This is a genomic window from Pseudonocardia hierapolitana (assembly GCF_007994075.1).
GTDB lineage: Bacteria > Actinomycetota > Actinomycetes > Mycobacteriales > Pseudonocardiaceae > Pseudonocardia > Pseudonocardia hierapolitana.
Genome location: NZ_VIWU01000001.1, coordinates 441,800 through 466,953, shown reverse-complemented (window position 1 = coordinate 466,953; position 25,154 = coordinate 441,800). Strand labels below are relative to the sequence as shown.

Genomic DNA, 25,154 nt, shown 5'->3' with positions numbered 1-25,154 from the left:
AGGCGCGCCCCGTCGGTCAGCCCTGGGTGGCGGCGGCTTGGTGGATCACGTCGACCACCGCCTGAGGGTTCGCGGCGGGCACTGCGTGCGGGGACTCGACCTCGGTGATGGCGGCGTGGGCACGCTGTGCCTCGAACCGCTCTGCCTCCGGGGAGATGGCCTTGTCCCGGGTGGCCACGATCGCGTACTTGCGGATGTTCGCCGGCGCGGTGCTCGTGATCTCCTCGTCGAAGGCCGAGGCCAGGATCGGTCGTTGCCCGGCGGCGGAGACCGCCGAGTCGGGCGCCGGGAGGCCGTCGGCGAACAGCTGCGCGAAGCTCTCCGTGTTGACGTACAGCCCGGGGCCGTCCGGGCCGCTCACCGCGTGGGTGGTGTCGGGCCCGATGAGGGAGCCGGGGAACTGCGAGTTCAGCTGCCCGGCCGTCTCGCCGGCCTGTGGGATGAATGCCGCCACGAAGACCAGTGCGGTGACGTCGGGGGTCCTGCTCGCCAGCTCGCTGATCAGCAGGCCGCCATAGGAGTGCGCGACGAGGATCTTCGGCCCCGGGATCGCGTCGATGGCGCCTTCGACCGAGCTGACGTCGGCGGCGACTCCGCGCAGCGGCACCGCAGGGGCGAACACGGGGTAGCTCTCGGCCTGGAGCCGCTTCACCACCTGGTTCCAGGAGGAGGCGTCCTCGAAGGCGCCGTGCAGCAGGACGATGGTCGGTTTCGGCCCGGTGGCGGCCGCTCCAGCTGCAGACACGGGCGCGGGGGTGCTCTGGTCGCCGGGGGTCCCACAGGCGGTCAGCGCAGCGGCCACGGCCGCGGCGGCTGCCATCGAGAGGATCTTGCGCTTCATCGTCATCTCGTTCACATCGATGGGATCAGGGCGTCGATCAGACATTGACCGTCTGCCGGCGCTGCCGCCACGCCAGGGTCAGGGCCTGCAGGACGAAGAAGACACCGCCTGCCGCCGTGTAGACGACCAGCATGTCGAGGCGAGGGGCCTCGCCGAGCGCCGCGGGCAGGTAGCTCGCACCGGCGATCACCGAGAGCGCACCGGCGATCAGCATCGGCCACTGGCGGCCGAGCGCGGTGCGGCGGCGGATGGCAACGGTGAACTGGGCGATACCGGAGACGATCGCCCAGACGCCGAAGGCGAACAGGACGGCCCCGATGCCGCGCAGCGCTGCCACGCCGAGGGCGACGGCCGCCAGGGCGCTGAGCGTGGTGTTGAAGATCTGCAGCGTGCGGGCGGGGCCCGGGTCCTCGCGGGCGTCGAGCAGCGAGGCCACCACGTCGATCAGCGGGTAGATGATCAGCAGGGCGACGGTGACGGCGGTGAGCGAGCCGCTGACCGCCGCGAAGCCGGCGGCCCAGGCGATCGCGACGATGCCGCGGACCAGGTAGATGCGAAGCAGCGTGGGCATTCGCGATTCCAGCTTTCTTCCAAGGGTTCCGGGTACGCCGATCACTCTGGGCGTGATGACCGGTCGATGGCCCCAGGCAGGCACCCTGGCCCGGTCCCTGGTCCGCCCGGACGGACGGAGCACCGCCCCCTGCGGAACTTCGATGTGGTCGTGATCGGGGCCGGACCGGCGGCTGCGGCACGCGGTCCCGGCGTTCCCACGCGCAGCGAGATCTGGCTCCACCTGTTCGACGCGCCGGGCATCTGACGCCCGGGTGCCGGCCAGGGATCCTCCCTGGGGCGACGACCGGGCCCGCCGCCCGATCGTGGTCCTCGGGTGCTCCGACGGCATCCGAGGACAGGGGAGGAGCCGACGATGGTGGAGTTCAAGGTCGAGGTCATCGTGCTGCCGGTCTCGGACGTGGACCGGGCCAAGGAGTTTTACACCAGGATCGGTTTCCGGGAGGACGTCGACTTCGTCGGCGCGGACGGCTTCCGGGTCGTGCACCTCACACCGCCCGGCTCGGCGGCGTCGATCATCGTGGGTGCCGGGGTCACCGACGCCGCGCCGGGCTCGGCGCAGGGGATCCACCTGGTCGTGGACGACATTGTGGCGGCCGGCAAGCAGCTCGTCGCGTGCGGTGTCGAGGCGAGCGAGGTCTTCCACGACGCCGGGGGAGTGTTCCACCACGCCGGTACGAAGGACCGGGTCTCCGGTCCGCACCCGGACCGGCAGTCATACGGCTCGTTCCTGTCCTTCGAGGACCCGGACGGCAACGGCTTCGTGCTGCAGGAGGTCACCACGCGGCGACCGGGGCGCATCAGTCACGTCGTCTACGGCTCCGTGGCCGAGGTGGAGCAGGCGCTGCGCACCGCCGCCGTCGCGCACGGCCGGTACGAGAAGGAGATCGGGCACGAGGACCCGGAGTGGCCTGCCTGGTACGCCCGGCACATGGCCCGGGCGGCCGGGCTCGAGTCCTGACCGGGCACGGTCCGTCTCGCCGGTGAGGCGCGGTGCCCGGAACCCGGCTCCGTATACCCTCCCGCGGGGAGGGACGACGTGCGGAGGAACACCGGGGGCCCGGCGCTGCGCGGCCGACGGCGCGAGCGGGAGGCGCTCGACAGCCTGCTGCGCGATGTCCGCGCCGGGCACAGCCGGGTGCTCGTGCTGCGCGGCGAGGCGGGCGCAGGCAAGAGCGCGCTGCTGGACCACCTGGCCGAGCACGTGCGGACCGGCCGGGTGACCCGGGCGGCCGGCGTGGAGCCGGAGTCCGAGATCGCCTACTCCGCGCTCCAGCACCTCTGCGCGCCGCTGCTGCGCCACCTGGACCGGCTGCCCGGGCCGCAGCGGGACGCACTCGCCACCGCTTTCGGGCTCGGTTCCGGCGACCCGCCCGAGGCGCTCCTCGTCGGCCTCGCGGTGCTCGGGCTGTTCGCCGAGGCCGCGTCGGAACAGCCGCTGGTCTGCATCGTGGACGACGTGCAGTGGGTGGACCGGATGTCGGAGGTGATCCTCACCTTCGTCGCCCGTCGGCTGGACGCCGAGTCGGTCGCATTGGTCTGCGCCGCGCGCACCCCCGAGGGCGAGCACGCCCTCGGCGGCCTGCCGGAGCTGCGCGTAGACGGGCTGCCCGCCGCAGAGGCGCGGGCCCTGCTCGACTCGGTGCTGCCCGGACCGGTCGACGACCGGGTCCGCGACCGCATCGTCGCCGAGACGCGGGGCAACCCGCTCGCCCTGCTCGAGCTGCCGCGTGGCCTCTCGCCCGAGGAGCTGGCATTCGGGTTCGGCCCGCAGCGCGCGGCACCGCTGGTGAACCGGGTGGAGGAGGGTTTCCAGCGGCGCATCGCCGCACTTCCGGCGGACACCCGCATGCTGCTGCTCACCGCCGCCGTCGAACCGGTCGGTGACGTGCCGCTGTTGTGGCGCGCGCTCGAGCGGCTGGGCATCGGACCGGACGCCGCCGGGCCGGCACAGGCCGCGGGGTTGATCGAGATCGCGGCCCGGGTCCGGCTGCGCCACCCGTTGGTGCGCTCGGCCTGCCGGCGGTCCGCCGAGGCCGCCGAGCTGCGGAAGGTGCACCGCGCGCTCGCCGAGGTCACCGATCCGGAGCAGGATCCCGACCGCCGTGCCTGGCACCGGGCGCACGCGGCGGTCGGGCCCGACGAGGACGTCGCCGGTGAGCTGGAGCGCTCGGCCGACCGTGCGCTCGCCCGCGGCGGCCGGTCCGCGGCCGCGTCCTTCCTCGAGCGCGCCGCCGAACTGACCCTGGACCCGAAGACGCGCGCCGCTCGCGCCCTGGCCGCCGCGCGCGCCCGGTTCGCCGCCGGTGCCCTCACCCAGGTGCCCGAGTTGCTGGCGGCCGCCGAGCTCGGTCCGCTCGACCCGCTGCAGCGCGCCGTGGTGGAACGGCTGCGTGCCCAGGTCACGTTCGCGCTCGACCGCGGACGGGCCGCCGGTCCGCCCCTGCGCGCGGCCGCGCGCCGCCTGGAGGAGCTGGATCCGGCCGCGGCGCGGGAGGCCTACCTCGCGGCGATCGGTGCCGCCGTGCACGCGGGCCGGCTCGGTGACGGCGACCTGCGCCGGGCGGCCGATGCCGCCCGGGCCATGCCCGCCGGCGAGGAGGTGGCCGGCCTGTTCCTGACCGGCCTCACGGTGTGGAGCCTGGACGGGTACGCGCCCGCGGTCCCGCACCTGCGGCGGGCGCTGGAGGGGCTGACCAGCGACGAGGACCTGGGACTGCTCTGGCTGGCCGGGCCGGTCGCGCACGAGATGTGGGACCACACGACCTGGTACCGGCTCGCCGAGCAGGCGCTCGGGTACGCCCGGGCCACCGGCGCGCGTTCGTTGCTCCCCACGGCGCTCGTCTTCCGCGCGAGCACCCTGGTACTCGCGGGCCGGTTCGCCGACGCGTCGGACCTGCTCCACGACGCCGCCGTCCTCGGGCAGGCCACCGGGCTGACCGTGCCTCCGACCGCCGCGCTCGTCCTGGCCGCTCACCGCGGCCGGGAGCAGCCGGCCACGGAGCTGATCGACGCCACCGTCCGGGACGCCGAGGCACGAGGCGAAGGCCGGCTGGTCGGGGTGGCCGGCTACGCCACGGCAGTGCTGTCCAACGGACTCGGCCACTATCCGGCCGCCCTGGCGGCGGCGCGCCGGACGGTCGCGTACGACGACCTCGGGGTGTCCGGCTGGGCGCTCGGCGAGCTGGTCGAGGCGGCCACGCGCGGGTGAGCCCGGGGTCGCCGCCGAGGCGCGCGAGCGCCTCGCGGAGCGGACCGCCGCCGCAGGCACGGACTGGGCACTGGGCGTCCAGGCCCTCGCCGACGCGCTCGCAGGACCCGCGGGGAAGGCCGAGGGGCGGTACCGCGAGGCGGTCGAGCGGCTCGCCGCAGGCCGGCTGGCAGTGCCGTCGGCGCGGGCCCACCTGCTCTACGGTGAGTGGCTGCGCCGGGAGAACCGGCGCGCGGAGGCCCGCGCCCAGCTGCGCACCGCGCACGAGTCGTTCGCCACGATGGGCGCCGAGGCCTTCGCCGAGCGGGCCGGCCGGGAGCTCGCCGCCACCGGCGAGACCGTCCGCAGGCGGGCCGTCGGCGTGTCCGACGAGCTCACCCCGCAGGAGGCGCAGATCGCGCGCCTCGCCGTGGCGGGGCAGACCAACCCGGAGATCGGTGCGGCGCTGTACCTCAGCCCGCGCACCGTCGAATGGCACCTGCGCAAGGTCTTCACCAAACTGGCCATCGGATCCCGTCGAGAGCTGGCGGCAGCGCTGCGCGACCGGTGAACCCACCTGCGGTTCGCACACCTCAAGAACCGGGCAGTCTCTCGACGTCCGCGAGGTTCTTCCCGTAGAACTCGGTGAGCTTCTCGACGGCGGGGCCCACGTACTCGGGCTTGTCGTAGAGGTCGACGTGACTGGCGCCCTCGATCCAGTGGATCTCCTTCGGGCCGATCGCCCTCTGGAACGCCTCGACGCTCATCCACGAGGTCACGGCCCGATCGCCGACGACCATGAGCAGCGGGCGCTGTCCGATCAGGGGCACCGCGACGAAGGCGTCGAAGATCGCGATGCGGTCGATGCTGGCCCAGGTGAAGAACTGCGCCGAGCCCGGGTGCTGGGCACGAGGCGTGCGGTAGTACTCGAATCCGTCGACGCCGTGCTGACCGCCGAGGGCGCGGGCCTGCTCGACGGTCTCCGGGAACAGGGTCAGGTTCTGCGGGTCCTCTCCGCGCGCCTGCGCGGTTCGGGCCGCGGCGGCCGCGTCGAGCATCCCATCGAACACGGCCGGGTCCTGGGTCCCGTCGGCGCCGAGGCGGAACTGGCGGGCGATGTCCACGGCGCTGACGGTGCCCACCGCCTTGATGCGGTGGTCGCTGCCGGCGGCGGCGAGGACGTAGCCGCCGGAGGCGCAGATGCCGAGCGCGCCGATCCGGTCCGGGTCCGCCTCGCTGCGGGTGGTCAGGAAGGACACGGCGGCCTTGAGGTCCTCGACGCGGTGGGCCGGGTCCTCCAGACCGCGCGGTTCGCCACCGCTCTCGCCCTGGTACGCGGCGTCGATGGCGAGGGTCACGAAGCCCTGCTCGGCGAGCTTGCCGGCGTAGAGTCCGGCGGCCTGCTCCTTCACCCCGGTGCCGGGGTGGCCGACGACGATCGCCGGCCGCGGCCCGTCGGCCGGGGTGTCGGGGAGATGGAGGTGACCGGCGAGGGTGATGCCGGCGCTGTCGAAGGTGACGTCGATCTTCGCCACAGGGGTTCTCCGTTCTCGTCCTCTCGGGTGCTCCCTCAACGCTCACTCGGCTCGCACGTGCTCACAAGCGGCGGGTTCCTGCCGGGGAAGGATCCTTCCCTCCCACCGGCCGCAGCGGCTGCACAGAATGGTCGTGTGACCACGTCCCCTGATCCGGGCGAGCTCGGCGCCTTCCTCAAGGCCCGTCGAGCCCAGCTGACCCCGCCCTCGGTGGGCCTGCCCGACACGGACCGCCACCGCAAGGTCACGGGGCTGCGCCGGGAGGAGGTGGCGCAGCTGGCGGCGATCAGCGTCGACTACTACACCCGCCTCGAACAGGGCCGGGTCCGGGCATCCGCGTCGGCGCTGGCCACGCTGGCCCGCGCGCTGCGACTGGACGAGGACCAGCAGACCTACCTCTACGAGATCGCAGGCAGGACGGACGCCCGACCGCGCCGCCGCCGCGCCGTCCAGAAGGTCCGGCCGGCCATGCGCCGGCTGCTCGACCAGCTCACCGGGACCCCCGCAGTCGTCCTCGGCAAGCGGATGGACGTGCTCGCCTGGAACCGCGCGGCGGCGGCGCTCTACACCGACTTCGCGGCAATCCCCGCAGGTCGGCGCAACTACGTGCGTCTGCTCTTCACCGACCCCGCCGTGCGCGGGATGCACCTCGAATGGCAGCACGACGCCCGTGACGCCGTCGCAGCGCTGCGCATGCAGGCCGCGGCCGACCCCGACGACCCCGAGCTCGCCCAACTCGTCGGCGAGCTCTCGGTGCAGGATCCCGACTTCCGGACCTGGTGGGCCGAGCACCACGTCAACAGTGCCGGCTACGGCACCAAGCACTACCGTCACCCGCTCGTCGGCGACCTCACCCTCGACTGCGACGTGTGGAGCAGCCCCGACGGCAGCGGCCAACGGCTGATGGTCGTCACCGCCGAGCCCGGAACAGCTGCCCACGACGCCCTGCAGATCTTGACGTCCTGGACCGACGATGATCGGGACCCACGCATCGCCACCACGGCCGAAGACGACCGAGGCCGGTGACCGCGTGGTCGCCCGAGGACGGAGATCGGCGCGGCCGGACGTGGTCACCAGGGCCGTGGACAAAGGGGTGGACGGACGCGCGTCGTCGGATTCCCGACGCGGCTACCTGGACGCCCTCGCTACGGCCAGAGCCCGTCAGTCCGCTTCCTGGCCCGCCCCCGCACCGCCCGGACCGTTCTCGCTACCGTGGCGGCATGCGTGGGACTCGGGTGCCCTACCTGGAGCCGATCGTCGGCGCGGCGTGGTGGACGGTCGGTGCGGCGGCGCTCGACGCCGGGGTCGGCACGGTCGTGCTGGCCGCCGGGATCGGCCTCACGGGTGTGCTGGTGATGGCCCTGCGGAGCCGGCACGGGGCGGGTGAGCCGCTGCCGCGCGGCGGGCGGGGCCGGTTCCTGCGGCTGCTCGGCATCACCGTGGCGCTGGTGGCTGTCGCCGCCACGGTGCTCGGAAACCTGTCGTGGGGTGAGCTCGCCGTGCCGGTCGCCGCGGCCGTCGTCGGCGTCGCGGCCCTGATGCTGTCCTCGCAGTTGGACGAGAGGTCGCTGCTCGCTCTGGGGGGCGCGCTGATGGTGCTCGGCGCGGCCGGGGCGCTGCTCGCGCTCAGCTCGGCGGGTGCGCTGTACCCGCAGGGCGTGGTCGGGCTCGTCGCGGGCGGGCTGTTCTGGCTGACGAGTGCGCACCGCACGGGTCTGCTGTCCGAGGCCCGCTACCGCGCCCGCCGTTAGTGGTCCCTCCGGCGGGGGAGCAGGTTCCCCCCGCGCCGGGAGGGGACGGGCGGGTGATCGGCGGATCGTTCCGGGCATGGACATCGCCTCCGCGGCCGCCGGGCCGCGCACCCGCACGTCGAACATGCCGATCGTCGCGGCGACGTGGTCGGCCGTCACGGTCGTGCTCGGGCTGTGGTGGTGGTTGCGGCCCGCGCACTACCCGTTCACGCCCGATCCCGACGACCCGGCCGGGACGCTGCTCGACGTCGTGCCCCCGGCGGCGGTGCCGCCGGCGCTGGTGGTGGCCGGCGGCGTCGGGTTCGTGGTGGCCCTGCTCGCCCGTACGGGCCGCGCTTCGGGGTTCGTGCTGCCCACCGCGGTCGGGTGGGTGCTCGTGTTCGGGTTCGCGGTGCCGGGCTTCCGCCCGCTGACCCTCGCCGGCTACCTGATGGCGATGTTCGGGCCGATCGTGCTGTTCGCCACGGTGCTCGCGGGCGCGTGGCGCTGGCGCGGCGGCCCGGTGGCGGTCGCGGTGTTCGTGCTGGTGGGAGCCCTGGCATGGGTTACCGGCATCGCCGACGGCGATGTGTTCCGGCGCTACGCCACCGTCATGGCCACGGCGCTCCCGCTCGCCGTCCCGCTGCTGATCATGACGTTCTTCCTGGCCGGCGGGCTGGTGTGGGGCGTGCTCGGCGCCCGCACGGCGCTGCGTGGCCGGACCGCCGGGTCGCCGCCCGCCTGGATGCGCCCGGAGGCGGCGGCGCGGTGGGGGAAGGCGGCGGTGATCGTCGCGGTGGTGTGCGCGCTGCCGTACGGCCTGCTGCGGCTGACCTGGCTCACCCCGTGGCCCTACGGCATGGACCCCGCCACGTTCGTGGCCATGCCGGAGCTTCGGCTGCACGGCCTGCTCCTCGGCCTCGCCGCGCTGGCGGGCGCGGTGCTCACCACCGGGCTGGTGGCGCGGTGGGGTGAGGTCTGGCCGCGCTGGATGCCGGTGGTGCGCGGGCGGCCCGTGCCCCTGGCCGCGGCCGTCGTGCCCGGGGGTGTGGTGGCCGCGCTGTTCACGGTGGCGGCCGCGCCGATGACGATCATGGCCGTCGCATCGGGCGATCTATGGGGCCTCGTCGTCTTCCCGTTCATCGTGTGGGGACCGGCACTCGGGATCGCGGTGCTCGGGTACGCGCTGCGCAGGCGGGGTAGTATTCAAAGTTGAATCCACCGAACGTCGGAGGCCCCCTTGTCCCAGTCGCCCATCGCCGACGCCGGCTTCGATCCCACCGAGCAGGACACCGCGGACCTGCTCGCGTGGTTCGCCGAGTACGACGCCCTCGCTGTCGCCAAGGACGTCGAGGCGATGGCCGACACCGCGCACTTCCCGATCACCGTCGTCACGAACGACTCGGCCGGAGACGGGGTGACCCAGGTCTGGGACCGGCAGGCGTTCGTGCGGGCGATGGGCGCCGCCATGCAGGGGGACATGGGTGACCTCAGGATGGAGAACCACCGGCGACCGACCTTCCTGAACCGGGACCTCGCGGTGGTGGTCACCGACTCCACGGTGAGGGTCGGCGAGCAGGTCCGGCACCTGCGCTATGCCGACGTGATGGTGAAGTCGGCGGGTGCGTGGCGGTTCACCAGCATGATCCAGGGCGGCTGGGGCGACATGCTGAAGGAGTTCTCGTAGACGCTGGCACAATCGAGGGGTCATGACTGCCCTCCCCCTCGTCTTCGAGGCGCCCCGGCGCGCCCAGCCCCCGCGGCACCTCGCCGACCTCGACCCGGCCGATCGCCGGGCCGCGGTCGGCGACCTCGGTCTGCCGGGGTTCCGCGCCGACCAGCTCGCCCGCCACTACTTCGGCCGGTTCACCGCGGACGTCGACGCGATGAGCGACCTGCCCGCTGCCGCCCGCGACGCGTTGCGCGGGCTGCTGCCGCCGCTGGTCACGCCGGTGCTCGAGCAGGCCTGCGACGACGGGGCCACCCGCAAGACGCTCTGGAAAGGCCACGACGGCACCCGCGCCGAGTCGGTGCTCATGGGCTACCCGGATCGCGCCACCGTGTGTGTCTCCAGCCAGGCTGGCTGCGGGATGGCGTGCCCCTTCTGCGCCACGGGCCAGGGCGGGCTGCAGCGCAACCTCTCCACGGGCGAGATCGTCGAGCAGGTGCGGCAGGCCGCCGCCGCGGCCCGCGACGGCGCTCTGGGCACGCCGACACGGCTGTCCAACGTCGTGTTCATGGGGATGGGCGAGCCGCTCGCCAACTACAAGCGTGTGGTCGCGGCCGTCCGCCGCATCACGGCCCCGTCGCCGGACGGGCTCGGGATCTCCGCGCGCGGCGTCACCGTGTCCACGGTGGGCCTGGTGCCGGCGATCGACAAGCTCGCCGGCGAGGGGATCCCCGTCACGCTCGCCGTGTCGCTGCACACCCCCGACGACGAGCTGCGCGACACGCTCGTGCCCGTCAACAACCGCTGGAAGGTGGCGGAGGTGCTCGATGCGGCCCGCCGCTACGCGCAGACCACCGGACGTCGGGTGTCGATCGAGTACGCGCTGATCCGGGATGTCAACGATCACCCGTGGCGCGCCGACCTGCTCGGGAAGCTGCTGCGCCAGCGGGTCGGGCAGTCGCGCGTCCACGTCAACCTCATCCCGCTCAACCCCACGCCGGGCAGCAAGTGGGACGCCTCGCCGCGGCGGGTGCAGGACGAGTTCGTGGCGCGCGTACAGGCCGCAGGCATCGCGTGCACCGTGCGCGACACCCGTGGCCGGGAGATCGCCGCCGCATGCGGGCAGCTGGCGGCCTCCGAGGCCTAGACGTATGAGGGCGGCGCGGGGGGTGGCTCATGCCTCCATCGCGTAGGACCGGTCCATGAGATCGGTCATCGCCTGCTGGAAGTCGCGGCGCTTCTTCTCGCTCCACCCCGTGGTCAGTTGGTCGAAGATCTCCTCCTGCCAGCGATGCGCCTGGTCCAGCATGGTCCGGCCTGCGAGGGTGAGCGATGCTTCGCGCAGTCGGCCGTCGGCCGCGGATGCGGCCATGACCACGTAGCCGGCCGCTGTGGCGCTCTTGATCAACCGTGAGGCTCCGCTCTGGTCGATCCCGATCTCGTGCGCGATCGCGTTGACCGTTGCAGGGACTCCGCGCTGGCCGAGGGCGTAGACAGCCTCGCTGACCAGCACGAGTCGCCCCTGTTCACCGCGGGAGTCCCCCGTCGCGGGGCGCCGTGACCAGTGCCGTACGAAGCGGAACAGGACCTGGCCCGGGCCTTGGCCGGTCACTCGGATGCCGCCATCTCGCGGCAGATGTAGGCCAGCTCGAGAGCGGACTCGAGGTCCGGCAGCCGCAGGGCAGCGGTCACCTTCCCGCCAGAGGCACGGAAGACCGTCGCCACCCGCGTGTAGCCGTCTTTGCTCCCGGGCCAGGTGGCATCCTCCTCGACCACCATCAGTCGTTCACTGATCGGGTGCCACGACCGGGGGACCAGCTTGATCCCCGAACGCTCCACCCACTCCGAGAACTGGGCAGGCGTGATAGGGCCGGCGCCCTTCGGTCCCATGACAACGATCGGATCACCGACGGCTCTCGCAGACCGCTGCAGGTCTCCGTCGTTGACGCTCGCGTGCCACTCGTTGATCGCTGCTTCAAGGCTCGACTCCACGCAGGCAACTGTATGCGATTCGCATAGATCGGTACCCCTGCGCAGGGCTGTCGACAACCTTCCGCCCCGCAACACGTAGCAGCCGGTTAGGCCGCTCGCGCCGGGGGAACGCCGAGGTGCCATTCCAAGCCAGAACGGAGATGATCGGTGGGTCAGGACCAGTTCACCCAGCAGGACCCGGGCGAGCAGCACGCCGCGCCGGGCAGCGGCGAGCAGACTGTGCCGTACCCGGGTCGCACCGACGAGCTGGACGTGCGACCCGACCACGGCGAGGAGACCTACCGCGGCACGGCGCGCCTGCAGGACAAGAAGACGGTCATCACCGGCGGCGACTCCGGCATCGGTCGCGCCGTGGCCCTTGCGTTCGCGCGCGAGGGAGCGGACGTGCTGATCTCCTACCTGGAGTCGGAGGAGAAGGACGCGCAGGAGACGGTGCGGCTCGTGGAGGAGGCAGGGCGCACCGCGGTGACGGTGCCCGGCGACATCCGCGAGGAGGCGCAGTGCCATGCCGTCATCGAGCGCGCCGCGCAGGAGTTCGGCCGGATCGACGTGCTGGTGAGCAACGCGGCGTACCAGATGTCGCAGGACGAGGGCATCGAGGCGATCACCACCGAGCAGTTCGACCGGGTGATGAAGACGAACCTCTACGCGATGTTCTGGCTGTGCAAGGCCGCGATCCCGCACATGCCCGAGGGCTCCAGCATCATCACGACCTCCTCCGTGCAGGCCTTCAACCCGTCGCCGCACCTGCTGGACTACGCCACGTCCAAGGCCGGCATCGTCAACTTCACGAAGGCGCTCGGCAACAACCTCACGGAGAAGGGCATCCGGGCCAACTCCGTGGCGCCCGGGCCGGTCTGGACGCCGCTGATCCCGGCCACGATGTCCGAGGAGAAGGTGGGGTCGTTCGGGAAGCAGTCGCCGCTGGGCCGGGCGGCTCAGCCCGCCGAGCTCGCGCCGATCTACGTCTTCCTCGCCTCGCAGGAGTCGAGCTACATCACGTCCGAGGTCGTCGGGGTGACGGGCGGATCACCGATCACCTGATGTCGAGCACGTCGGCCAGGTCGAACTTGACCGGCCGCTCCAACTGCTCGTAGGTGCACGACTCCGGCTCGCGGTCCGGGCGCCAGCGCACGAACTGCGCGGTGTGGCGGAACCGGTCGCCCTCCATGTAGTCGTAGCGGACCTCGACCACGCGCTCCGGGCGCAGCGGCACGAAGGACAGGTCCTTGCCCGCGTTCCAGCGGCTGGTCTCGTTCTTGCGCGGCGTGCGCTCGCCCTGCTCGTGGGCCGCCCAGTTCCACGGGTGGTCCTCGAACGTGGTGACGAGCGGCTGCAGCTCGGTGAACAGCGCGCGGCGGGTGGCCATCGGGAACGCCCCGACCACGCCGATCGAGTTGAGCACGCCGCGGTCGTCGTAGAGGCCCAGCAGGAGCGAGCCGAGCGCGTCCGGGCCGGACTTGTGCACCCGGTACCCGGCTACCACGCAGTCGGCCGTGCGCTCGTGCTTGATCTTGCTCATCACGCGCTTGTCGGGCTGGTAGGGCAGATCCAGCTTCTTCGCGATGAGCCCGTCGAGCCCGGCGCCCTCGAACTGCTCGAACCACTTCCGCGCGACGTCCAGGTCCCGCGTGACGGGTGTGAGGTGGATCGGTGGGCCCGCGTTGGCGAACGCCTGCTCCAACAGTGCGCGGCGCTCGGCGAACGGTCGCTCGGTGAGGTCGTCGTCGCCGAGGGCGAGCAGGTCGAACGCGATGAAGCTCGCCGGGGTCTGCTCGGCGAGGAGGTTGACGCGGCTCGCGGCGGGGTGGATGCGCTGCTGGAGGGCGTCGAAGTCGAGGGTGTTGCGGGAGGTGTCGGCCACCACGATCTCGCCGTCGACCACGGCCCGCTCGGGGAAGTTCGCCTTGATGGCCGCGACGACCTCGGGGAAGTAGCGGGTCATCGGCCGCTCGTTGCGGCTGCCGATCTCCACCTCGTCGCCGTCGCGGAAGATGATCGAGCGGAACCCGTCCCACTTCGGCTCGTACATCTGACCGGCGGGGATGTCGCCGATCGGCTTGGCCAGCATCGGCGCGACGGGCGGCATGACCGGGAGCTTCACGGACGTCAGTCTGCCGCATAACCTGTTGGCGTAAAGGGTATGCATGAGTCATGCATGACACGAGGAGGACAGCGAACCTGCTCGGCGCCACCGCGCTGGCCGTCACGGATCTCACGCTCGGCGGGGCCACCGCGGCCGCAGGCGTCAGTGGCAGTGGAGCGGCGGCCCTCGTCGTCCTGAACGCCGATCCCGGGATCAGCGTCACGGAGCTCGGCAGGCGGGTCGGCCTGACGCAGTCGGCGGCCGCGCGGATGGTCGACGCGCTCGAGGCGCGGGGGCTCGTCGAGCGGCGCCCGACACTGGGCAAGTGGGTGGCGGTCCACCCGACGGACGCGGGCCGGGCGGCCGCTGCGGACCTGCTGGACGTGCGGGGTGAGCGGCTCATCACCCTTGTCGGCACGCTCTCGCCTGCCGACCAGGAGGCTCTGACCGGCGTGCTGGAGCGGCTGCTGCGCGCGCTCTATGCCGAGGTCGGCAGCTCGGAGCGGCTCTGCCGGCTGTGCGACCGGCCCTGTTGCACCGAGTCGGGCGCGATCTGCCCGGTGGGGCAGGCCGAGCGGGATGCCGCCGATGGGTGAGGCGCTCGCCCTCGGCGCGGCGCTGTGTTTCGGGATCACGGACTTCGTCAGCGCCCTGCTCGCCCGCCGCGTGCACAGCGCCGCCGTGGCGCTCGTCGCACAGCTCGGCGGCACGGCGCTGATCCTGATCGCGGCCCTGCTGGTGCCGGCCACGTCGGTGACGGCCGGGGCGCTCGGTTGGGGCGCGCTGTCCGGGATCGGCACGGGCATCGGCGTCGCGTTCCTGTTCCGCGGGATGGGCGTCGGGCAGCTCTCGGTCGTCGTCCCGTTGAGCGACGTCGCGGGCGTCGTCGTGCCGGTGCTGGTCGGTGTGCTCCTGCTGGGTGAGCGGCCATCGGCGCTGTGCTGGCTGGGGATCGCCGCCGCCGCACCCGCGCTCTGGCTCATCACTGGTGCGGGGCGCGAGCGCGCGTCGGCGGCCGGCAGCGCCGACGGCCTGTTCTCCGGGCTCGGGTTCGCTCTGCAGTTCGTGGCGCTCGTGCCGGTGGACCCGGCTGCCGGGCTCTGGCCACTCGTTGCTAGCCGGATCGCGTCGGTCGCCGTCACGGTGCCGGTGGTGCTGGCCGCCCGCGCCCCGGTGCGGATGCCGCGGCGGCTCGCCATGGGGTGCGTCTGCAGCGGGGCCGTCGGCACCCTCGCGATCGCCTGCTACACGTTCGCCACCCGCGAGCAGCTGCTCTCGGTCGCCGTCGTGCTCTCGGCGCTGTATCCGGTGGTGCCGGTGCTGCTCGGGCTCACCGTGCTGCGGGAGCGGCTCACCGGGACGCAGACCGCGGGGCTCGGCCTGGCGGGGGCAGCCGTCGGCATGATCGCGCTCGCCGGATGACCTGCCCGACTCGCGGCGTCGAAAGGCCCGACTCGCCGTGTCGAGATGCCCGACGCCGTGTTGGGATGTCGGACTCGCCGTGTTGGGATGTCGGACTCGCCGTGTTGGGATGTCGGACTCGCCGTGTTGGGATGTCGGACTCGCCGTGTTGGGATGTCGGACTCGCCGTGCCGAGATGCCCGACTCGCCGTGCCGAGATGCTGGACTCGCCGCGCCGAGATGCTGGACTCGCTGGGTTGACGTGGCGCAGTCGACGGCGAGTCCGACGTTTCGGCACGGTGAGTCCGACGTTTCGGCACGCAGTGTGTGGCGGGCGGACACGCGTCGCGTGCGATCATCGCGACGTGCCCCGCTTCACCCGCGCCGAGCTGGAGGCGGCACGTGCCCGCACCATCGAGGACGTGCTGCCCGGCCCGGGCGACCCGCCGCTCCGGGTGCTCTTCTGCGGCATCAACCCCGGGCTCGTGTCGGCCGCGACCGGGCACCACTTCGCGCGGCCGGGCAACCGGTTCTGGCCGGCCCTTCACGGTGCAGGCTTCACGCCCCGGCCACTGCTCCCCGCCGAGCAGGGGGAGCTGCGCGCGCTGGGGCTGGGCATCACCAACATGGCCCCGCGGGCCACGGCCCGGGCCGACGAGCTCACCCCTGCCGAGCTGGTGGCAGGCGGTGCACGGCTGCGGGCGCTCGTGGCCGAGTGGCGGCCCCGGTGGCTCGCGGTGGTGGGGGTGACGGCCTATCGCGTGGCGTTCGGCAAGCCCCGCGCGTCCGTCGGGCCGCAGGAGGAGCAGCTCGGCGACACCGGCGTGTGGGTGCTGCCGAACCCGAGCGGGCTGAACGCCCACTGGCAGCTCCCGGCGATGATCGCGGAGTACACGCGGCTGCGGGAGGCCTCGCCCCGTCCGCGAGTCGCGCCGTGAGTGCGCGCGAGTCGAGTCACGCGTCGAGGTCCTGTGCGTCCTCGTCGTCGGGCGGGGCCTCGCCCTCGCGGGCGTCGCGGTCGGCCCACTCGAGGAGCTCGTCGATGAGGAAGACGGCGTCGTCGATGCCGGCGTGCAGGTCGCCGAGCTCCGCGAAGCGACGCGGGACGGTGGCGATGGTGAAGTCGCGCGGGTCGGCGTCGTCGACCTCGCCCCAGCGGATCGGGGTGGAGACCACCGCCTCGGGCACCCCGCGCACGGAGTAGGCGCAGCGGATGGTGTGGTCGCGGGTGTTCTGGTTGTAGTCGACGAAGATCGACTTGGGGTCGCGGTCCTTGCGCCACCACGTCAGGTCGACGAGGTCGCAGCGGCGGGCGACCTCACGGGCGAACGCGTGCGCGGCACGCCGGACGTCGGCGAACCCGTGGTCGGGCGGGATCCGCACGTACACGTGCATGCCCTTGCCGCCCGACGTCTTCGGCCACCCGGTGGCGCCCAGCTCGTCGAGCACCTCGTGTGCGACGTGCGCGACCCGGCGGACGTCGGCGTAGCTCGCCTCCGGCATCGGGTCGAGGTCGATGCGCCACTCGTCGGGCTTCTCGGTGTCGAACCGGCGGGAGTTCCACGGGTGGAACTCGACGGTGGACATCTGCACCGCCCACACCACGTCGGCGGGGTGCTGCACGCACAGCTCGTCGGCGGTGCGGTTCCAGCGCGGGAAGTGGATCCGCACGGTCTGCACCCAGTCGGGCGCGCCCTTGGGCAGCCGCTTCTGGTGCACCTTCTCGCCGGTGACGCCGGTGGGGAAGCGGTGCAGCATGCACGGCCGGTCGCGCAGCGCGCGCACGATGCCGTCGGAGACGGAGAGGTAGTAGTTCGCCAGGTCGAGCTTGGTCTCCCCGCGGGCCGGGAAGTACACCCGGTCGGGGTTGGAGATCCGGACGACGCGGTCGCCGACCTCCAGCTCGATGGCGGACCCCACCATAAGAGCCTCAGCGCCGCCAGGACGTGCGCTTGCGCACCGAGTGCATCACGAGCCCGATCGCCATGACGACCGCGAGGCCGATGAGCCAGACGTTCGCGGTGTTGTTGGTGAGGTTGTTGTTGCTGAAGTTCATGACGATCAGGATGAAGACGCTGACCCAGCCGCCGACCACCATCCCGCGCGGGAAACCGCCGTGCCAGCCCCACTCGGCCGAGGGCTCCTCCGCGGGGTCGACCGCGGGTCGCTGCGCCAGCTCACGGGTGTTCCGCGCCACCGAATCCTCCTGATCGGACGTTGTGGGCCTCATCGTCGCACAACACGGCGACGGGGATGATGGACGGTGATGTCCACTCGCTCCGTCCTCGTGCTGGGTTCCACCGGTTCCGTCGGCACGCAGGCACTCGACGTCGTCGCCGCACACCCCGACCGGTTCACGGTCGCGGGTCTCGCGGCAGGCGGCCGTGACACCGACCTCCTGGTGCGGCAGGTTCGGGAGCACCGCGTGCCCCGGCTCGCCGTGTCGGACCCCGGCAAGGCCGCGGAGCTGCGAGAGCGGCTGCCGGGGGTCGAGGTGATGACCGGGCCAGAGGCAGCCACCGAGCTCACCGCAACCGCGGGCGCCGACACCGTGCTCAACGGCATCACCGGCTCGGTCGGGCTCGGGCCGACGCTCGCCGCCCTCGCGTCCGGCGCCACGCTCGCTCTCGCGAACAAGGAGTCGCTGGTGGCGGGGGGACCGCTGGTCACGGGCGCGGCCGCGCCGGGGCAGATCGTGCCGGTCGACTCCGAGCACTCCGCGCTGGCGCAGTGCCTTCGCGGGGGACGGGCGGACGAGGTGGAGCGGCTGGTGCTCACGGCGTCCGGCGGCCCGTTCCGCGGGCGCCGCCGGGCCGAGCTCGCGGACGTCACGGTGGCGGAGGCGCTCGCGCACCCGACGTGGGACATGGGCCCCGTCATCACGATCAACTCGGCCAATCTGATCAACAAGGGGCTCGAGCTCATCGAGGCACACCTGCTGTTCGGGGTGCCGTACGAGCGGATCGACGTGGTTGTCCACCCGCAGTCGATCGTGCACTCGATGGTGACCTTCATCGACGGCTCGACGCTCGCACAGGCCAGCCCGCCCGACATGAAGCTCCCCATCGCGCTGGCACTGGGGTGGCCCGACCGGCTCGCCGGAGCGGCCCGGCCCTGCCGCTGGGACACCGCGCAGAGCTGGACGTTCGAGCCGCTCGACGACGACGCGCTCCCGGGCGTCCGGCTGGCCCGCGCCGCCGGCACAGCAGGTGGATGCGTCCCCGCGGTGCTCAACGCGGCGAACGAGACGGCCGTGGCCGCGTTCGTGGCCGGCGCGCTGCCGTTCCTGGGGATCTGCGACCTGCTGGAGCGCGTGCTCGACGCGGCCGACGGCTGGACCGCGGATCCCGCTACCGTGGCGGACGTGCTGGCGGCGGAGGACTGGGCGCGGGCGCGCGCGGGTGAGCTCGCCGCGTCGGGGAAGAAGGCATCGCTCTCATGATGTTCGTGCTCGGGATCCTGCTTCTCTTCGTCGGGATCATGATCTCGGTGGCCTGGCACGAGCTCGGCCACTACCTCGCCGCGCGGAAGTTCGGCATCAAGGTGCCCGAGTTCTTCGTCGGGTTCGGCAAGACGATCTGGTCGCGCAAGGTCGGCGAGACGGAGTTCGGCGTCAAGCTGATCCCGCTCGGCGGGTACGTCCGGATGATCGGCATGCTGCCACCCGCGAAGGGGCAGACGCTGGGCCGCAGCCGCCGCACCGGCCCGTTCCAGGGCCTCATCGACGACGCCCGGCAGCAGTCGGCCATGGACGTCAAGCCCGAGGACGCGCACCGGCAGTTCTACACCCGCGCGCCCTGGAAGCGGATCATCGTGATGGCGGCGGGGCCGTTCCAGAACCTGATCCTCGCCGTCGTCCTGTTCGCGATCGCGATCATGGGGATCGGCGTCCCGACGAGCAGCACCACCATCTCGACGGTCAGTCAGTGCGTCCTGCCCGCCACGGCACCGCAGACCGACCAGTGCCCGGCGGACGCGCCGCCGAGCCCGGCCGCTGCAGCCGGCCTCCGACCGGGCGACGAGATCGTCGCCTTCAACGGCGCGCCGGTGGCCGAGAACGACTGGCGCTCCTTGCAGGACGCCATTCGGGCCGCGTCCGGCACCGTGACCATCACGGTGGAGCGCGGTGGTGAGCGACTGGACCTCACCCCCACTCTGATCCGCACCGAAGCCCAGGATCTGGACGATCCCGAGCGTGTGGTGGAAGTGAGCTTCCTCGGCGTCACACCGGTGCCGACCATTGCGCGGCAGGGGCCGGCGGCGGTGGTCGTGGCGGTCGGTGACGTCATCGCCCGGACCGCGCAGGCGATCATCAACCTGCCCGAGCGGCTGCCCAACCTGTTCGGCTCGGCGTTCCTCGGCGCCGAACGCGACCAGGACGGGCCGGTCGGCATCGTGGGTGTATCCCGGATCGGCGGTGAGTTCCTGGCCTCCGAGGCGTTCACCGCGACCCAGCAGGTGCTGTTCCTGCTCAACCTGCTGGCACTGGTGAACATCTCGCTGTTCCTGTTCAACATGCTGCCGCTGCCTCCGCTCGACGGCGGGCAGATCTTCCCGGCGGTGTGGGAGGCCGTGAAGAAGCGCATCGCACGGCTGCGTGGCAAGCCCGACCCGGGGCCGGTGGACGCGGCCAAGCTCCTGCCGATCGCCTACGTGGTGGCGCTGCTGTTCATCGGGTGGAGCGCGATCCTGCTGGTTGCCGACGTGGTCAACCCGATCCAGTTGCCGTTCTGACCGACGCTCGCTAACGCTCCGAACCCGCTCGCATGGAGCGTCCCCACTCCTCGGCATGTGCGCGTTGCGCGGCCACCGTCGCGAGCGTGCTCGGGTCGGCCTCGGCGAACGTGTCGACGACGTCCTGCAGCCGGGCCGGCTCACCCATGCGCATGACGTAGACGCTCAGGCCGCCTCCCATGTCGCGCTGCATGCCGCTCGGGAAGGTGTCCAGCCGCGAGCCCTGGACCGCGACGAACCAGCCCTGCGGCTCGAGTTGCTCGCGGATCCGGACGAGGACCTCGAACATGTCGTTGGCGCTGACCTCGATGGCCGGTCCCGACCACTCCATCTCCGCCCGGTACACGTCTTCCGGGCCGCGTGCCGTCCACCACCAGCGGATCACCGCCCGCTGCCGTTCGTCGCCCCGCACCAGGAGCACCGGCACGGTGTCGGAGCGCTCGTCGCTGTCGCGGGGGCGCGGCACCGGCCCGGTGTGGCTTCTCGCGTAGGTCTCGGATGCGAGGATCCGCTCGAGCTCGCGGCGGACGGTCGGCAGGTCGACGAACTTCGCGATCGCCGCCGTGGCCGCCGACTCGTCCCCGTCGAGGATGCCGAGCAGCAGGTGCTCGGCGCCGAGGTGGTGGTGTCCGCGGCGTCTGGCCTCCACCTCCGCGTGCCGGAGCACGTCGCGGTAGCGCGGCGTCGGGAGCAGCGGTGCGGCGTCGTCGGTCGGCACGGCCCCATCGTGGTCCGAATCGCGATTTCGTGCAGGCCTGTCGGGGTGATACTGGAGATCGTGAGAGTCGTCGCCCCCACCGCGGTCCGCCGTTGACCGCGCTCCCCGCCACCTCGCCCGAACCGAGGCCGCTGGCCGTATTCGACATCGACGGTGTGCTCGCCGACGTGCGGCACCGGCTGCACCACCTCGAGGCCCGCCCACAGCGGTGGGAGCGCTTCTTCCAGGCCGCCGGGCGCGACCCGCTGCTGGAGGAGGGCGCGCGGCGGCTGCGGGACGCGCTCGCCGACCACGACGTGCTGTACCTGACCGGGCGACCCGAGCGCACCCGCCACCTCACCGAGCGCTGGCTCGCCCGGCACGATCTGCCCACCGGGCCGTTGCTCATGCGGTCGGACGACGACGTCCGGCCGGCGCGCTACCTCAAGCGTTCCGTGCTCCGCCGCCTGTCGCGCACCCGAGAGGTCGTGTCCGTGCTCGACGACGATCCCGCGGTCGTGGCCGTGCTCGCAGCCGACGGCTGGCCGGTCGAGCTCGCCACCTGGCTGCCGCACTCGTCCACGCTGCGCAGCGCGCAGGAGGACAAGGGCCGCACCTGACGCGATACCGTCCCGCTGTGGATCTCGATAGCCGGAACGACCCGGACTTCAGCCGCCTCGCCGAGGCGGGCACACCTCGGCTCAAGCGGATCCTGGCCGACAGCGCGCAGCAGGCGGCGTCGCGGGACCACGAGTTCGTCGGAGTCGAGCACGTGTTCCTCGCCATGCTCGCCGACGCCGACTCGGTTCCGGTCCAGCTGCTCGGGCGCCATGTCGACCTCGACGCGTTCCGCGCCGAGCTGTCGTCCTTCCTCGACGGGTACAACCGCTAGGACGGCCCGCGTGTCAGGCGGCCAGCAGTCGTCCCGCGCCCGGCACCCGCGGCTCCAGGCCCAGTTCCGTGAGAATCCGGTGCGTCGTGGCCGTGGCCGCCGACAGCACGGGGATGCCCGCCTCGGCCTCGACCGCCGCGATCGACTCCAGCGAGGGCATCTGCACGCAGGCGGACAGGACGAGGGCGTCCGCGCCCGTCAGGTCGAGCTTGCGCCAGTGTTCGCGCAGGTCGGCGGGGTCGAGGCGGGCGACGGCGAGGTTGTCGGGCACCTCGAGCGACAGGGCGTCGACCACCTCGACGCCTGCGTCCTCGAGGTAGGCCACCACCAGCTCGGTGAGTGGCTTCAGGTACGGCGTGATGATCGCGACCTTCCGCGCCCCGAGTGCCCCGATCCCCGACAGCAGCGCGCCCGCGCTCGACACGACCGGCGCCTCCGAGCCCTCGGCGCGGAGTGCGGCGGTGATCGTCTCCTCGGCCGTGCAGTGGTAGCCGGGGCCCTGCGCCATGATCGCGACGAGGCACGCGGTGGCGACCACGTCGGGACGGGCGTCCGCCAGCTCGGTGGCCGCCCGCTCCGCCTGGGCGTTCATGGCCCGCAGCTGCTCCGGCGTGACGTGCTGCATCCGGGCCCGCGCCGAGTGGAAGACGAACCGGTCCTCGGGCCGCTCCCGCTCCCGGGCGGCCAGCATCCGGGGGAGCTCGGTCTCCATGGTGAGGTTCGAGCTCGGGACGATCATCCCGATGTGGTGCGTCCCCATGCTCAGCGCCTACCCGCCGGCCGCATCTCCGGAACCGTCAGCTCGCCTGCGTCGACGACGAGCTCGTCGTCGAGGTGGAGCGAGCAGCCGCGCATGGGGATGTCGAAGTGGCAGGGGGTGTCGTTGGGTCCGCCGAGCTCGTTGTTCGGGCCGATCGAGAACATGACGTTGCCGTAGAAGCTGCGCAGCTCCATGCCCATGCCGCCGCCGAACTGGGTGAGGCCGTGCCAGTGGGCGCGCTCGTCGAGGCCCCAGCCGACGTGGCTCATGCCGTAGCCGCGGGGGTCGTCGAAGCTCTTGATGTAGGAGGAGAGCAGGTCGGCGTCCAGGCCGCCGCGGATGTCGCGGATGAACCCCTGCTCGATCGTGAACTCCACCGGGGTCTGCACGTAGGTGTTGAACGGCAGCAGCACGTCGCCGGGCGCGAGGACGATCTTGCCGTCGACTCCGTCGTCGGCGCCGCCGGTGAACACGAACGCGGCGGGCCAGTGGTCCCAGCGGCCGGGCTGGTCGGTGTAGCCGTACTCGCTCATCGTCGGGTAGACGCCGAGCCGGTAGGTGACGTCGGTGCCGTGCGGGCTGGTGATGCGCATCGTCTGGGCCTTGGCGAGCAGCTCGGCGCCCACCTCGACGCGCTCCCGGAGCTCCTTCGTGGGCATCAGCCGGGCCAGCAGGGGGGCGGGCTCGACGGCGGTGAGGATGCGCGTGCCCGCGCCCTGGATCTCGAACTGCTCCTTGCTGAACAGCAGGAACGTGCAGTCGACGAGCATGTCGGCCCGCTTGAGCGCCTCGACCGCGAGGGGGTTCGACGCCAGGCCGGAGTCGCCGACGGCCCATGCGCCCGACGCCGACGCGGGTGAGGGGAGCCGCAGGTGGAACGTCGCCGCGCCGAGCTTCTGCGCCGCCCACATGAACGCGTTCGCGTACTCGCCGCGCTCGTCGCCCCGGGTCAGGACGGCGACGGTCTCGCCGTCGTGCACCCCGGACAGCGTCAGCTGCTGCAGGCAGATCTCGTTGAACAGGTTCTGGTCCACAGGTCCCTCCGGAGATAGTCCGAACGCTGACGATCCCGCGGAGTGCTCGTCCGGTCAAGGCCTGGCGTGTTGCGAGCACGTGACCGACGGCGTGCTTAGCTGGATGAGTGGGAACCGGGGGAGTGGCGGGACGTGCGGGAATCGACCCCTCGAAGGGGTTGCCGCCGCCGGAGGAGCTGCTCGCGGCGCCGGGCTACGTGGCGCGGCGGATGCACCAGGCCTACACCGCGGCGTGGGTCCGGCTCGTCGACCCAGTGCTGACGGGGCCGCAGTTCGCCGTGCTCACCGCCGTCAACGCCTACCCCGGTGTCGAGCAGGGGTCGCTCGGGTCGTCCGTGGCGCTCGACCGGTCGACGATGGCGAGCATCGTGCGCCGGCTGGAGGACCGGGGCCTGATCGTGCGCGAGCGGCCGGCCGAGGACGGTCGCAAGCGCCTGTTGTACCTCACGCCGGATGGGGAGACCACGCTTCGCGAGACCGACCGCCGGGCCCGTGACCTCGACAAACTTCTCATGCAGGGCTACGACCGCGCGGAGCAGGTGGCCCTGCTGCGCCGCCTCACGGCGCTCACCGAGCACTGGGAGAGCCTGGTCGACGACTGAGCTGCTTACGGGTTTCTGACGCGTTACAGCTCGCCGAACCCCTTGCGCTCGAGGGATCGTCAGTGTTCGGATTATCTCGGTCGCGTGGCCCGGAGCACACCGGACGCGCCCGAGGTGATCTGTCCACTGTGGATCTAGGAGGAGACGAGTGCCGGCCAGCCAGTCCTTCGCCGTCACCATCGCCGGTGGCGGGCTCGGCGGTCTCACCACCGCGCTCGCGCTGCGCAGGCGCGGCCTGCGGGCCACCGTGCTGGAGCAGGCGCCCCAGCTGGGCGAGGTGGGGGCCGGCATCCAGACCGCCCCGAACGCGAGCCGGATCCTGCTCGGGCTGGGGCTGCGCCGTCAGCTCGAGGCGATCCACACCGAACCCCAGGACCAGGTGCGCCGCCGCTGGAAGGACGGCAGCATCATCGCCACGCTGCCGCTCGGCGACCGGGTCAAGCGCGAGTGGGGCGCCCCGTACTGGCACTACCACCGCGCCGACCTGCACAAGGTCCTGCTCGACGCCTGCCTCGACCCTGACGGGGCCGGGCCGGCCGTCGAGGTGCACACCGGCGCCCAGGTCGTCGACATCGACCTCGCCGACCCGACCCGGCCCGTCGCCCTCACCACCGACGGCCGCCGCTTCCCCGGCGACGTGCTCGTCGGCGCCGACGGCATCCGCTCGGCCGTCCGCGACGCAATGGGTCTGCCCGACACGCTCGCGTTCTCCGGGGAGATGGCCTACCGCGCCCTCATCCCCGGCGACAAGATCGCGGCCGACCCCGCGACCCGCTTCCTGCTCGACCGGTTCCACTCCACGATCTGGTACGGCCCGGACCTGCACCTCGTGCACTACTTCATCCGCGGCGGCGAGTACCTCAACGTCGTCGCGATCGTCCCGAACACCCTCGACGTCGAGAAGACGTGGACGGGACCGGCCACGGCCGACGAGATGGTCGACGCGTTCGCCGGCTGGGACGACCGGGTGGCGGCCATGCTGTCCAAGGCGGAGGGAGACGCCTCCAAGTGGGCGATGTTCCGCCGCCACCGCGACCCGGTGTGGGTGGACGGCCACGTCGCGCTCCTCGGCGACGCGTGCCACGCGATGCTGCCCTACCAGGCGCAGGGCGCGTCGCAGGCGATGGAGGATGCGGCCGTGCTGGCCGAGGAGCTGGGCGCGGTCACCCGCGACGGGATCGCCGAGGCGCTCGTCCGGTACGTGTCCCGCCGGGCCACGCACGCCGGCATGGTCCAGGATGCTTCCCTTTCGAACATGCGCTTCTACCACCTGCCCGACGGCCCCGAGCAGGAGGAGCGCGATCGCACGTTGCGCGACTTCCAGGGCGAGTCCGACGTCTCCTACGACTGGCTCTGGCGCGGCACGCCCCTCAACAACCCGGACCTCGAGTCCTTCTCCTACCCGTTCGTGCGCTGAACCT

General features: G+C 72.5%; 29 protein-coding genes. 18 read left to right on the top strand and 11 right to left on the bottom strand.

What is annotated here, in order from left to right; translation table 11 throughout:
- Nucleotides 1-16: 16 nt before the first annotated feature.
- Entirely contained in the window at nt 17-841 is an 825-nt protein-coding gene (locus tag FHX44_RS02255; protein WP_170308740.1) for an alpha/beta hydrolase, read from the bottom strand.
- Between the two features lie 37 nt (nt 842-878).
- The gene (locus tag FHX44_RS02250; RefSeq protein ID WP_147253925.1) at nt 879-1,412 is read right to left on the bottom strand and encodes a DUF308 domain-containing protein; all 534 of its coding nucleotides are present in this window, start codon (nt 1,410-1,412) and stop codon (nt 879-881) included.
- A 354-nt stretch (nt 1,413-1,766) separates the two neighbouring features.
- Between FHX44_RS02250 and FHX44_RS02245 the strand changes: the two genes are divergently transcribed.
- The 3 genes from FHX44_RS02245 (at nt 1,767) to FHX44_RS43025 (ending at nt 5,172) form a co-directional block, all read left to right on the top strand.
- A complete protein-coding gene (locus FHX44_RS02245) occupies nt 1,767-2,372 on the top strand; it encodes a VOC family protein (RefSeq protein WP_147253924.1) in 606 nt (201 codons plus the stop codon).
- 78 nt (nt 2,373-2,450) lie between these two features.
- A complete protein-coding gene (locus FHX44_RS02240; RefSeq protein WP_246170166.1) occupies nt 2,451-4,622 on the top strand; it encodes an ATP-binding protein in 2,172 nt (723 codons plus the stop codon).
- Between the two features lie 172 nt (nt 4,623-4,794).
- Nucleotides 4,795-5,172 (top strand): helix-turn-helix transcriptional regulator, encoded by a 378-nt coding sequence (locus FHX44_RS43025; protein WP_246170165.1) that lies wholly within the window; start codon nt 4,795-4,797, stop codon nt 5,170-5,172.
- Between the two features lie 22 nt (nt 5,173-5,194).
- Here FHX44_RS43025 and FHX44_RS02235 read toward each other — a convergent pair whose 3' ends face one another.
- Nucleotides 5,195-6,136 (bottom strand): alpha/beta hydrolase, encoded by a 942-nt coding sequence (locus FHX44_RS02235; RefSeq protein WP_147253923.1) that lies wholly within the window; start codon nt 6,134-6,136, stop codon nt 5,195-5,197.
- Nucleotides 6,137-6,271: 135 nt separating this feature from the next.
- On the opposite strand from FHX44_RS02235, the gene FHX44_RS02230 reads away from it, so the two are divergent.
- The 5 genes from FHX44_RS02230 to rlmN all read left to right on the top strand — a co-directional run bounded on the left by FHX44_RS02230 (nt 6,272) and on the right by rlmN (nt 10,682).
- Entirely contained in the window at nt 6,272-7,162 is an 891-nt protein-coding gene (locus FHX44_RS02230; RefSeq protein WP_147253922.1) for a helix-turn-helix transcriptional regulator, read from the top strand.
- A 194-nt stretch (nt 7,163-7,356) separates the two neighbouring features.
- On the top strand, nt 7,357-7,887 hold the full coding sequence (locus FHX44_RS02225) for a hypothetical protein (protein WP_147253921.1): 531 nt from the start codon (nt 7,357-7,359) through the stop codon (nt 7,885-7,887).
- Between the two features lie 76 nt (nt 7,888-7,963).
- Nucleotides 7,964-9,082 (top strand): hypothetical protein, encoded by a 1,119-nt coding sequence (locus FHX44_RS02220; protein ID WP_147253920.1) that lies wholly within the window; start codon nt 7,964-7,966, stop codon nt 9,080-9,082.
- A gap of 24 nt (nt 9,083-9,106) precedes the next feature.
- Nucleotides 9,107-9,553: a DUF4440 domain-containing protein gene (locus FHX44_RS02215; RefSeq protein WP_147253919.1), complete on the top strand. Its 447-nt coding sequence runs from the start codon at nt 9,107-9,109 to the stop codon at nt 9,551-9,553.
- A 22-nt stretch (nt 9,554-9,575) separates the two neighbouring features.
- The gene (gene rlmN, locus FHX44_RS02210) at nt 9,576-10,682 is read left to right on the top strand and encodes a dual-specificity RNA methyltransferase RlmN (RefSeq protein ID WP_147253918.1); all 1,107 of its coding nucleotides are present in this window, start codon (nt 9,576-9,578) and stop codon (nt 10,680-10,682) included.
- A 27-nt stretch (nt 10,683-10,709) separates the two neighbouring features.
- On the opposite strand, the gene FHX44_RS02205 is transcribed toward rlmN, so the two are convergent.
- Both FHX44_RS02205 and FHX44_RS02200 read right to left on the bottom strand, forming a co-directional pair.
- Complete coding sequence (locus FHX44_RS02205) at nt 10,710-11,048, bottom strand: MarR family winged helix-turn-helix transcriptional regulator (protein ID WP_246170164.1); 339 nt, start codon at nt 11,046-11,048, stop codon at nt 10,710-10,712.
- 95 nt (nt 11,049-11,143) lie between these two features.
- Nucleotides 11,144-11,425 (bottom strand): hypothetical protein, encoded by a 282-nt coding sequence (locus FHX44_RS02200; RefSeq protein WP_246170163.1) that lies wholly within the window; start codon nt 11,423-11,425, stop codon nt 11,144-11,146.
- Between the two features lie 249 nt (nt 11,426-11,674).
- On the opposite strand from FHX44_RS02200, the gene FHX44_RS02195 reads away from it, so the two are divergent.
- The gene (locus FHX44_RS02195) at nt 11,675-12,571 is read left to right on the top strand and encodes an SDR family oxidoreductase (protein ID WP_147253915.1); all 897 of its coding nucleotides are present in this window, start codon (nt 11,675-11,677) and stop codon (nt 12,569-12,571) included.
- On the opposite strand, the gene FHX44_RS02190 is transcribed toward FHX44_RS02195, so the two are convergent.
- Nucleotides 12,564-13,631, bottom strand: coding sequence for an ATP-dependent DNA ligase (locus FHX44_RS02190; protein WP_147253914.1), 1,068 nt, complete (start codon nt 13,629-13,631; stop codon nt 12,564-12,566). The genes FHX44_RS02195 and FHX44_RS02190 overlap by 8 nt on opposite strands.
- A gap of 50 nt (nt 13,632-13,681) precedes the next feature.
- On the opposite strand from FHX44_RS02190, the gene FHX44_RS02185 reads away from it, so the two are divergent.
- The 3 genes from FHX44_RS02185 (at nt 13,682) to mug (ending at nt 15,952) form a co-directional block, all read left to right on the top strand.
- Nucleotides 13,682-14,209, top strand: a complete 528-nt coding sequence (locus FHX44_RS02185; protein ID WP_147253913.1) for a MarR family winged helix-turn-helix transcriptional regulator — start codon at nt 13,682-13,684, stop codon at nt 14,207-14,209.
- The gene (locus tag FHX44_RS02180) at nt 14,202-15,035 is read left to right on the top strand and encodes a DMT family transporter (protein ID WP_147253912.1); all 834 of its coding nucleotides are present in this window, start codon (nt 14,202-14,204) and stop codon (nt 15,033-15,035) included. The genes FHX44_RS02185 and FHX44_RS02180 overlap by 8 nt, the downstream gene beginning before the upstream one ends.
- A gap of 344 nt (nt 15,036-15,379) precedes the next feature.
- Entirely contained in the window at nt 15,380-15,952 is a 573-nt protein-coding gene (gene mug / locus FHX44_RS02175) for a G/U mismatch-specific DNA glycosylase (RefSeq protein WP_246170162.1), read from the top strand.
- A gap of 16 nt (nt 15,953-15,968) precedes the next feature.
- Here the strand turns inward: mug and ligD are convergent, their stop codons facing one another.
- Both ligD and FHX44_RS02165 read right to left on the bottom strand, forming a co-directional pair.
- The gene (gene ligD / locus FHX44_RS02170) at nt 15,969-16,937 is read right to left on the bottom strand and encodes a non-homologous end-joining DNA ligase (protein ID WP_147253910.1); all 969 of its coding nucleotides are present in this window, start codon (nt 16,935-16,937) and stop codon (nt 15,969-15,971) included.
- Between the two features lie 7 nt (nt 16,938-16,944).
- Nucleotides 16,945-17,211 (bottom strand): DUF2631 domain-containing protein, encoded by a 267-nt coding sequence (locus FHX44_RS02165; protein ID WP_246170161.1) that lies wholly within the window; start codon nt 17,209-17,211, stop codon nt 16,945-16,947.
- Between the two features lie 69 nt (nt 17,212-17,280).
- Between FHX44_RS02165 and dxr the strand changes: the two genes are divergently transcribed.
- Both dxr and FHX44_RS02155 read left to right on the top strand, forming a co-directional pair.
- Nucleotides 17,281-18,456, top strand: coding sequence for a 1-deoxy-D-xylulose-5-phosphate reductoisomerase (gene dxr, locus FHX44_RS02160; RefSeq protein WP_147253908.1), 1,176 nt, complete (start codon nt 17,281-17,283; stop codon nt 18,454-18,456).
- On the top strand, nt 18,453-19,748 hold the full coding sequence (locus tag FHX44_RS02155; RefSeq protein ID WP_147253907.1) for a M50 family metallopeptidase: 1,296 nt from the start codon (nt 18,453-18,455) through the stop codon (nt 19,746-19,748). Before dxr ends, FHX44_RS02155 begins: the two co-directional genes overlap by 4 nt.
- A gap of 10 nt (nt 19,749-19,758) precedes the next feature.
- Here the strand turns inward: FHX44_RS02155 and FHX44_RS02150 are convergent, their stop codons facing one another.
- Nucleotides 19,759-20,466, bottom strand: a complete 708-nt coding sequence (locus FHX44_RS02150) for a Clp protease N-terminal domain-containing protein (RefSeq protein WP_170308739.1) — start codon at nt 20,464-20,466, stop codon at nt 19,759-19,761.
- A gap of 92 nt (nt 20,467-20,558) precedes the next feature.
- Here FHX44_RS02150 and FHX44_RS02145 point away from each other — a divergent pair, with 92 nt between their 5' ends.
- Together FHX44_RS02145 and FHX44_RS02140 are read left to right on the top strand one after the other, a co-directional pair.
- Entirely contained in the window at nt 20,559-21,065 is a 507-nt protein-coding gene (locus FHX44_RS02145; RefSeq protein ID WP_147253905.1) for a phosphatase domain-containing protein, read from the top strand.
- A 17-nt stretch (nt 21,066-21,082) separates the two neighbouring features.
- On the top strand, nt 21,083-21,337 hold the full coding sequence (locus tag FHX44_RS02140; RefSeq protein WP_170308738.1) for a Clp protease N-terminal domain-containing protein: 255 nt from the start codon (nt 21,083-21,085) through the stop codon (nt 21,335-21,337).
- A gap of 13 nt (nt 21,338-21,350) precedes the next feature.
- On the opposite strand, the gene FHX44_RS02135 is transcribed toward FHX44_RS02140, so the two are convergent.
- Together FHX44_RS02135 and FHX44_RS02130 are read right to left on the bottom strand one after the other, a co-directional pair.
- Nucleotides 21,351-22,097 carry a maleate cis-trans isomerase family protein gene (locus FHX44_RS02135; protein WP_147253904.1) on the bottom strand — a complete coding sequence of 249 codons (747 nt, stop codon included), beginning with the start codon at nt 22,095-22,097 and terminating at the stop codon, nt 21,351-21,353.
- A 2-nt stretch (nt 22,098-22,099) separates the two neighbouring features.
- Complete coding sequence (locus tag FHX44_RS02130; protein ID WP_147253903.1) at nt 22,100-23,131, bottom strand: 2,5-dihydroxypyridine 5,6-dioxygenase NicX family protein; 1,032 nt, start codon at nt 23,129-23,131, stop codon at nt 22,100-22,102.
- 107 nt (nt 23,132-23,238) lie between these two features.
- Between FHX44_RS02130 and FHX44_RS02125 the strand changes: the two genes are divergently transcribed.
- Together FHX44_RS02125 and FHX44_RS02120 are read left to right on the top strand one after the other, a co-directional pair.
- Nucleotides 23,239-23,733, top strand: coding sequence for a MarR family winged helix-turn-helix transcriptional regulator (locus FHX44_RS02125; RefSeq protein WP_246170160.1), 495 nt, complete (start codon nt 23,239-23,241; stop codon nt 23,731-23,733).
- Nucleotides 23,734-23,881: 148 nt separating this feature from the next.
- Entirely contained in the window at nt 23,882-25,150 is a 1,269-nt protein-coding gene (locus tag FHX44_RS02120; protein ID WP_147253902.1) for an FAD-dependent monooxygenase, read from the top strand.
- Nucleotides 25,151-25,154: the final 4 nt, after the last annotated feature.

Excerpts from the sequence above, each read along its gene's own strand:
- FHX44_RS02155 (WP_147253907.1), top strand. The coding sequence starts at position 18,453 with ATGATGTTCGTGCTCGGGATCCTGCTTCTCTTCGTCGGGATCATGATC.
- FHX44_RS02220 (WP_147253920.1), top strand. The coding sequence starts at position 7,964 with ATGGACATCGCCTCCGCGGCCGCCGGGCCGCGCACCCGCACGTCGAAC.
- FHX44_RS02135 (WP_147253904.1), bottom strand. The coding sequence starts at position 22,097 with ATGGGGACGCACCACATCGGGATGATCGTCCCGAGCTCGAACCTCACC.
- FHX44_RS02250 (WP_147253925.1), bottom strand. The coding sequence starts at position 1,412 with ATGCCCACGCTGCTTCGCATCTACCTGGTCCGCGGCATCGTCGCGATC.
- FHX44_RS02185 (WP_147253913.1), top strand. The coding sequence starts at position 13,682 with ATGCATGACACGAGGAGGACAGCGAACCTGCTCGGCGCCACCGCGCTG.
- rlmN (WP_147253918.1), top strand. The coding sequence starts at position 9,576 with ATGACTGCCCTCCCCCTCGTCTTCGAGGCGCCCCGGCGCGCCCAGCCC.
- FHX44_RS02180 (WP_147253912.1), top strand. The coding sequence starts at position 14,202 with ATGGGTGAGGCGCTCGCCCTCGGCGCGGCGCTGTGTTTCGGGATCACG.
- FHX44_RS02255 (WP_170308740.1), bottom strand. The coding sequence starts at position 841 with ATGAAGCGCAAGATCCTCTCGATGGCAGCCGCCGCGGCCGTGGCCGCT.
- FHX44_RS02245 (WP_147253924.1), top strand. The coding sequence starts at position 1,767 with ATGGTGGAGTTCAAGGTCGAGGTCATCGTGCTGCCGGTCTCGGACGTG.
- ligD (WP_147253910.1), bottom strand. The coding sequence starts at position 16,937 with ATGGTGGGGTCCGCCATCGAGCTGGAGGTCGGCGACCGCGTCGTCCGG.
- dxr (WP_147253908.1), top strand. The coding sequence starts at position 17,281 with ATGTCCACTCGCTCCGTCCTCGTGCTGGGTTCCACCGGTTCCGTCGGC.
- FHX44_RS02225 (WP_147253921.1), top strand. The coding sequence starts at position 7,357 with ATGCGTGGGACTCGGGTGCCCTACCTGGAGCCGATCGTCGGCGCGGCG.
- FHX44_RS02200 (WP_246170163.1), bottom strand. The coding sequence starts at position 11,425 with ATGGGACCGAAGGGCGCCGGCCCTATCACGCCTGCCCAGTTCTCGGAG.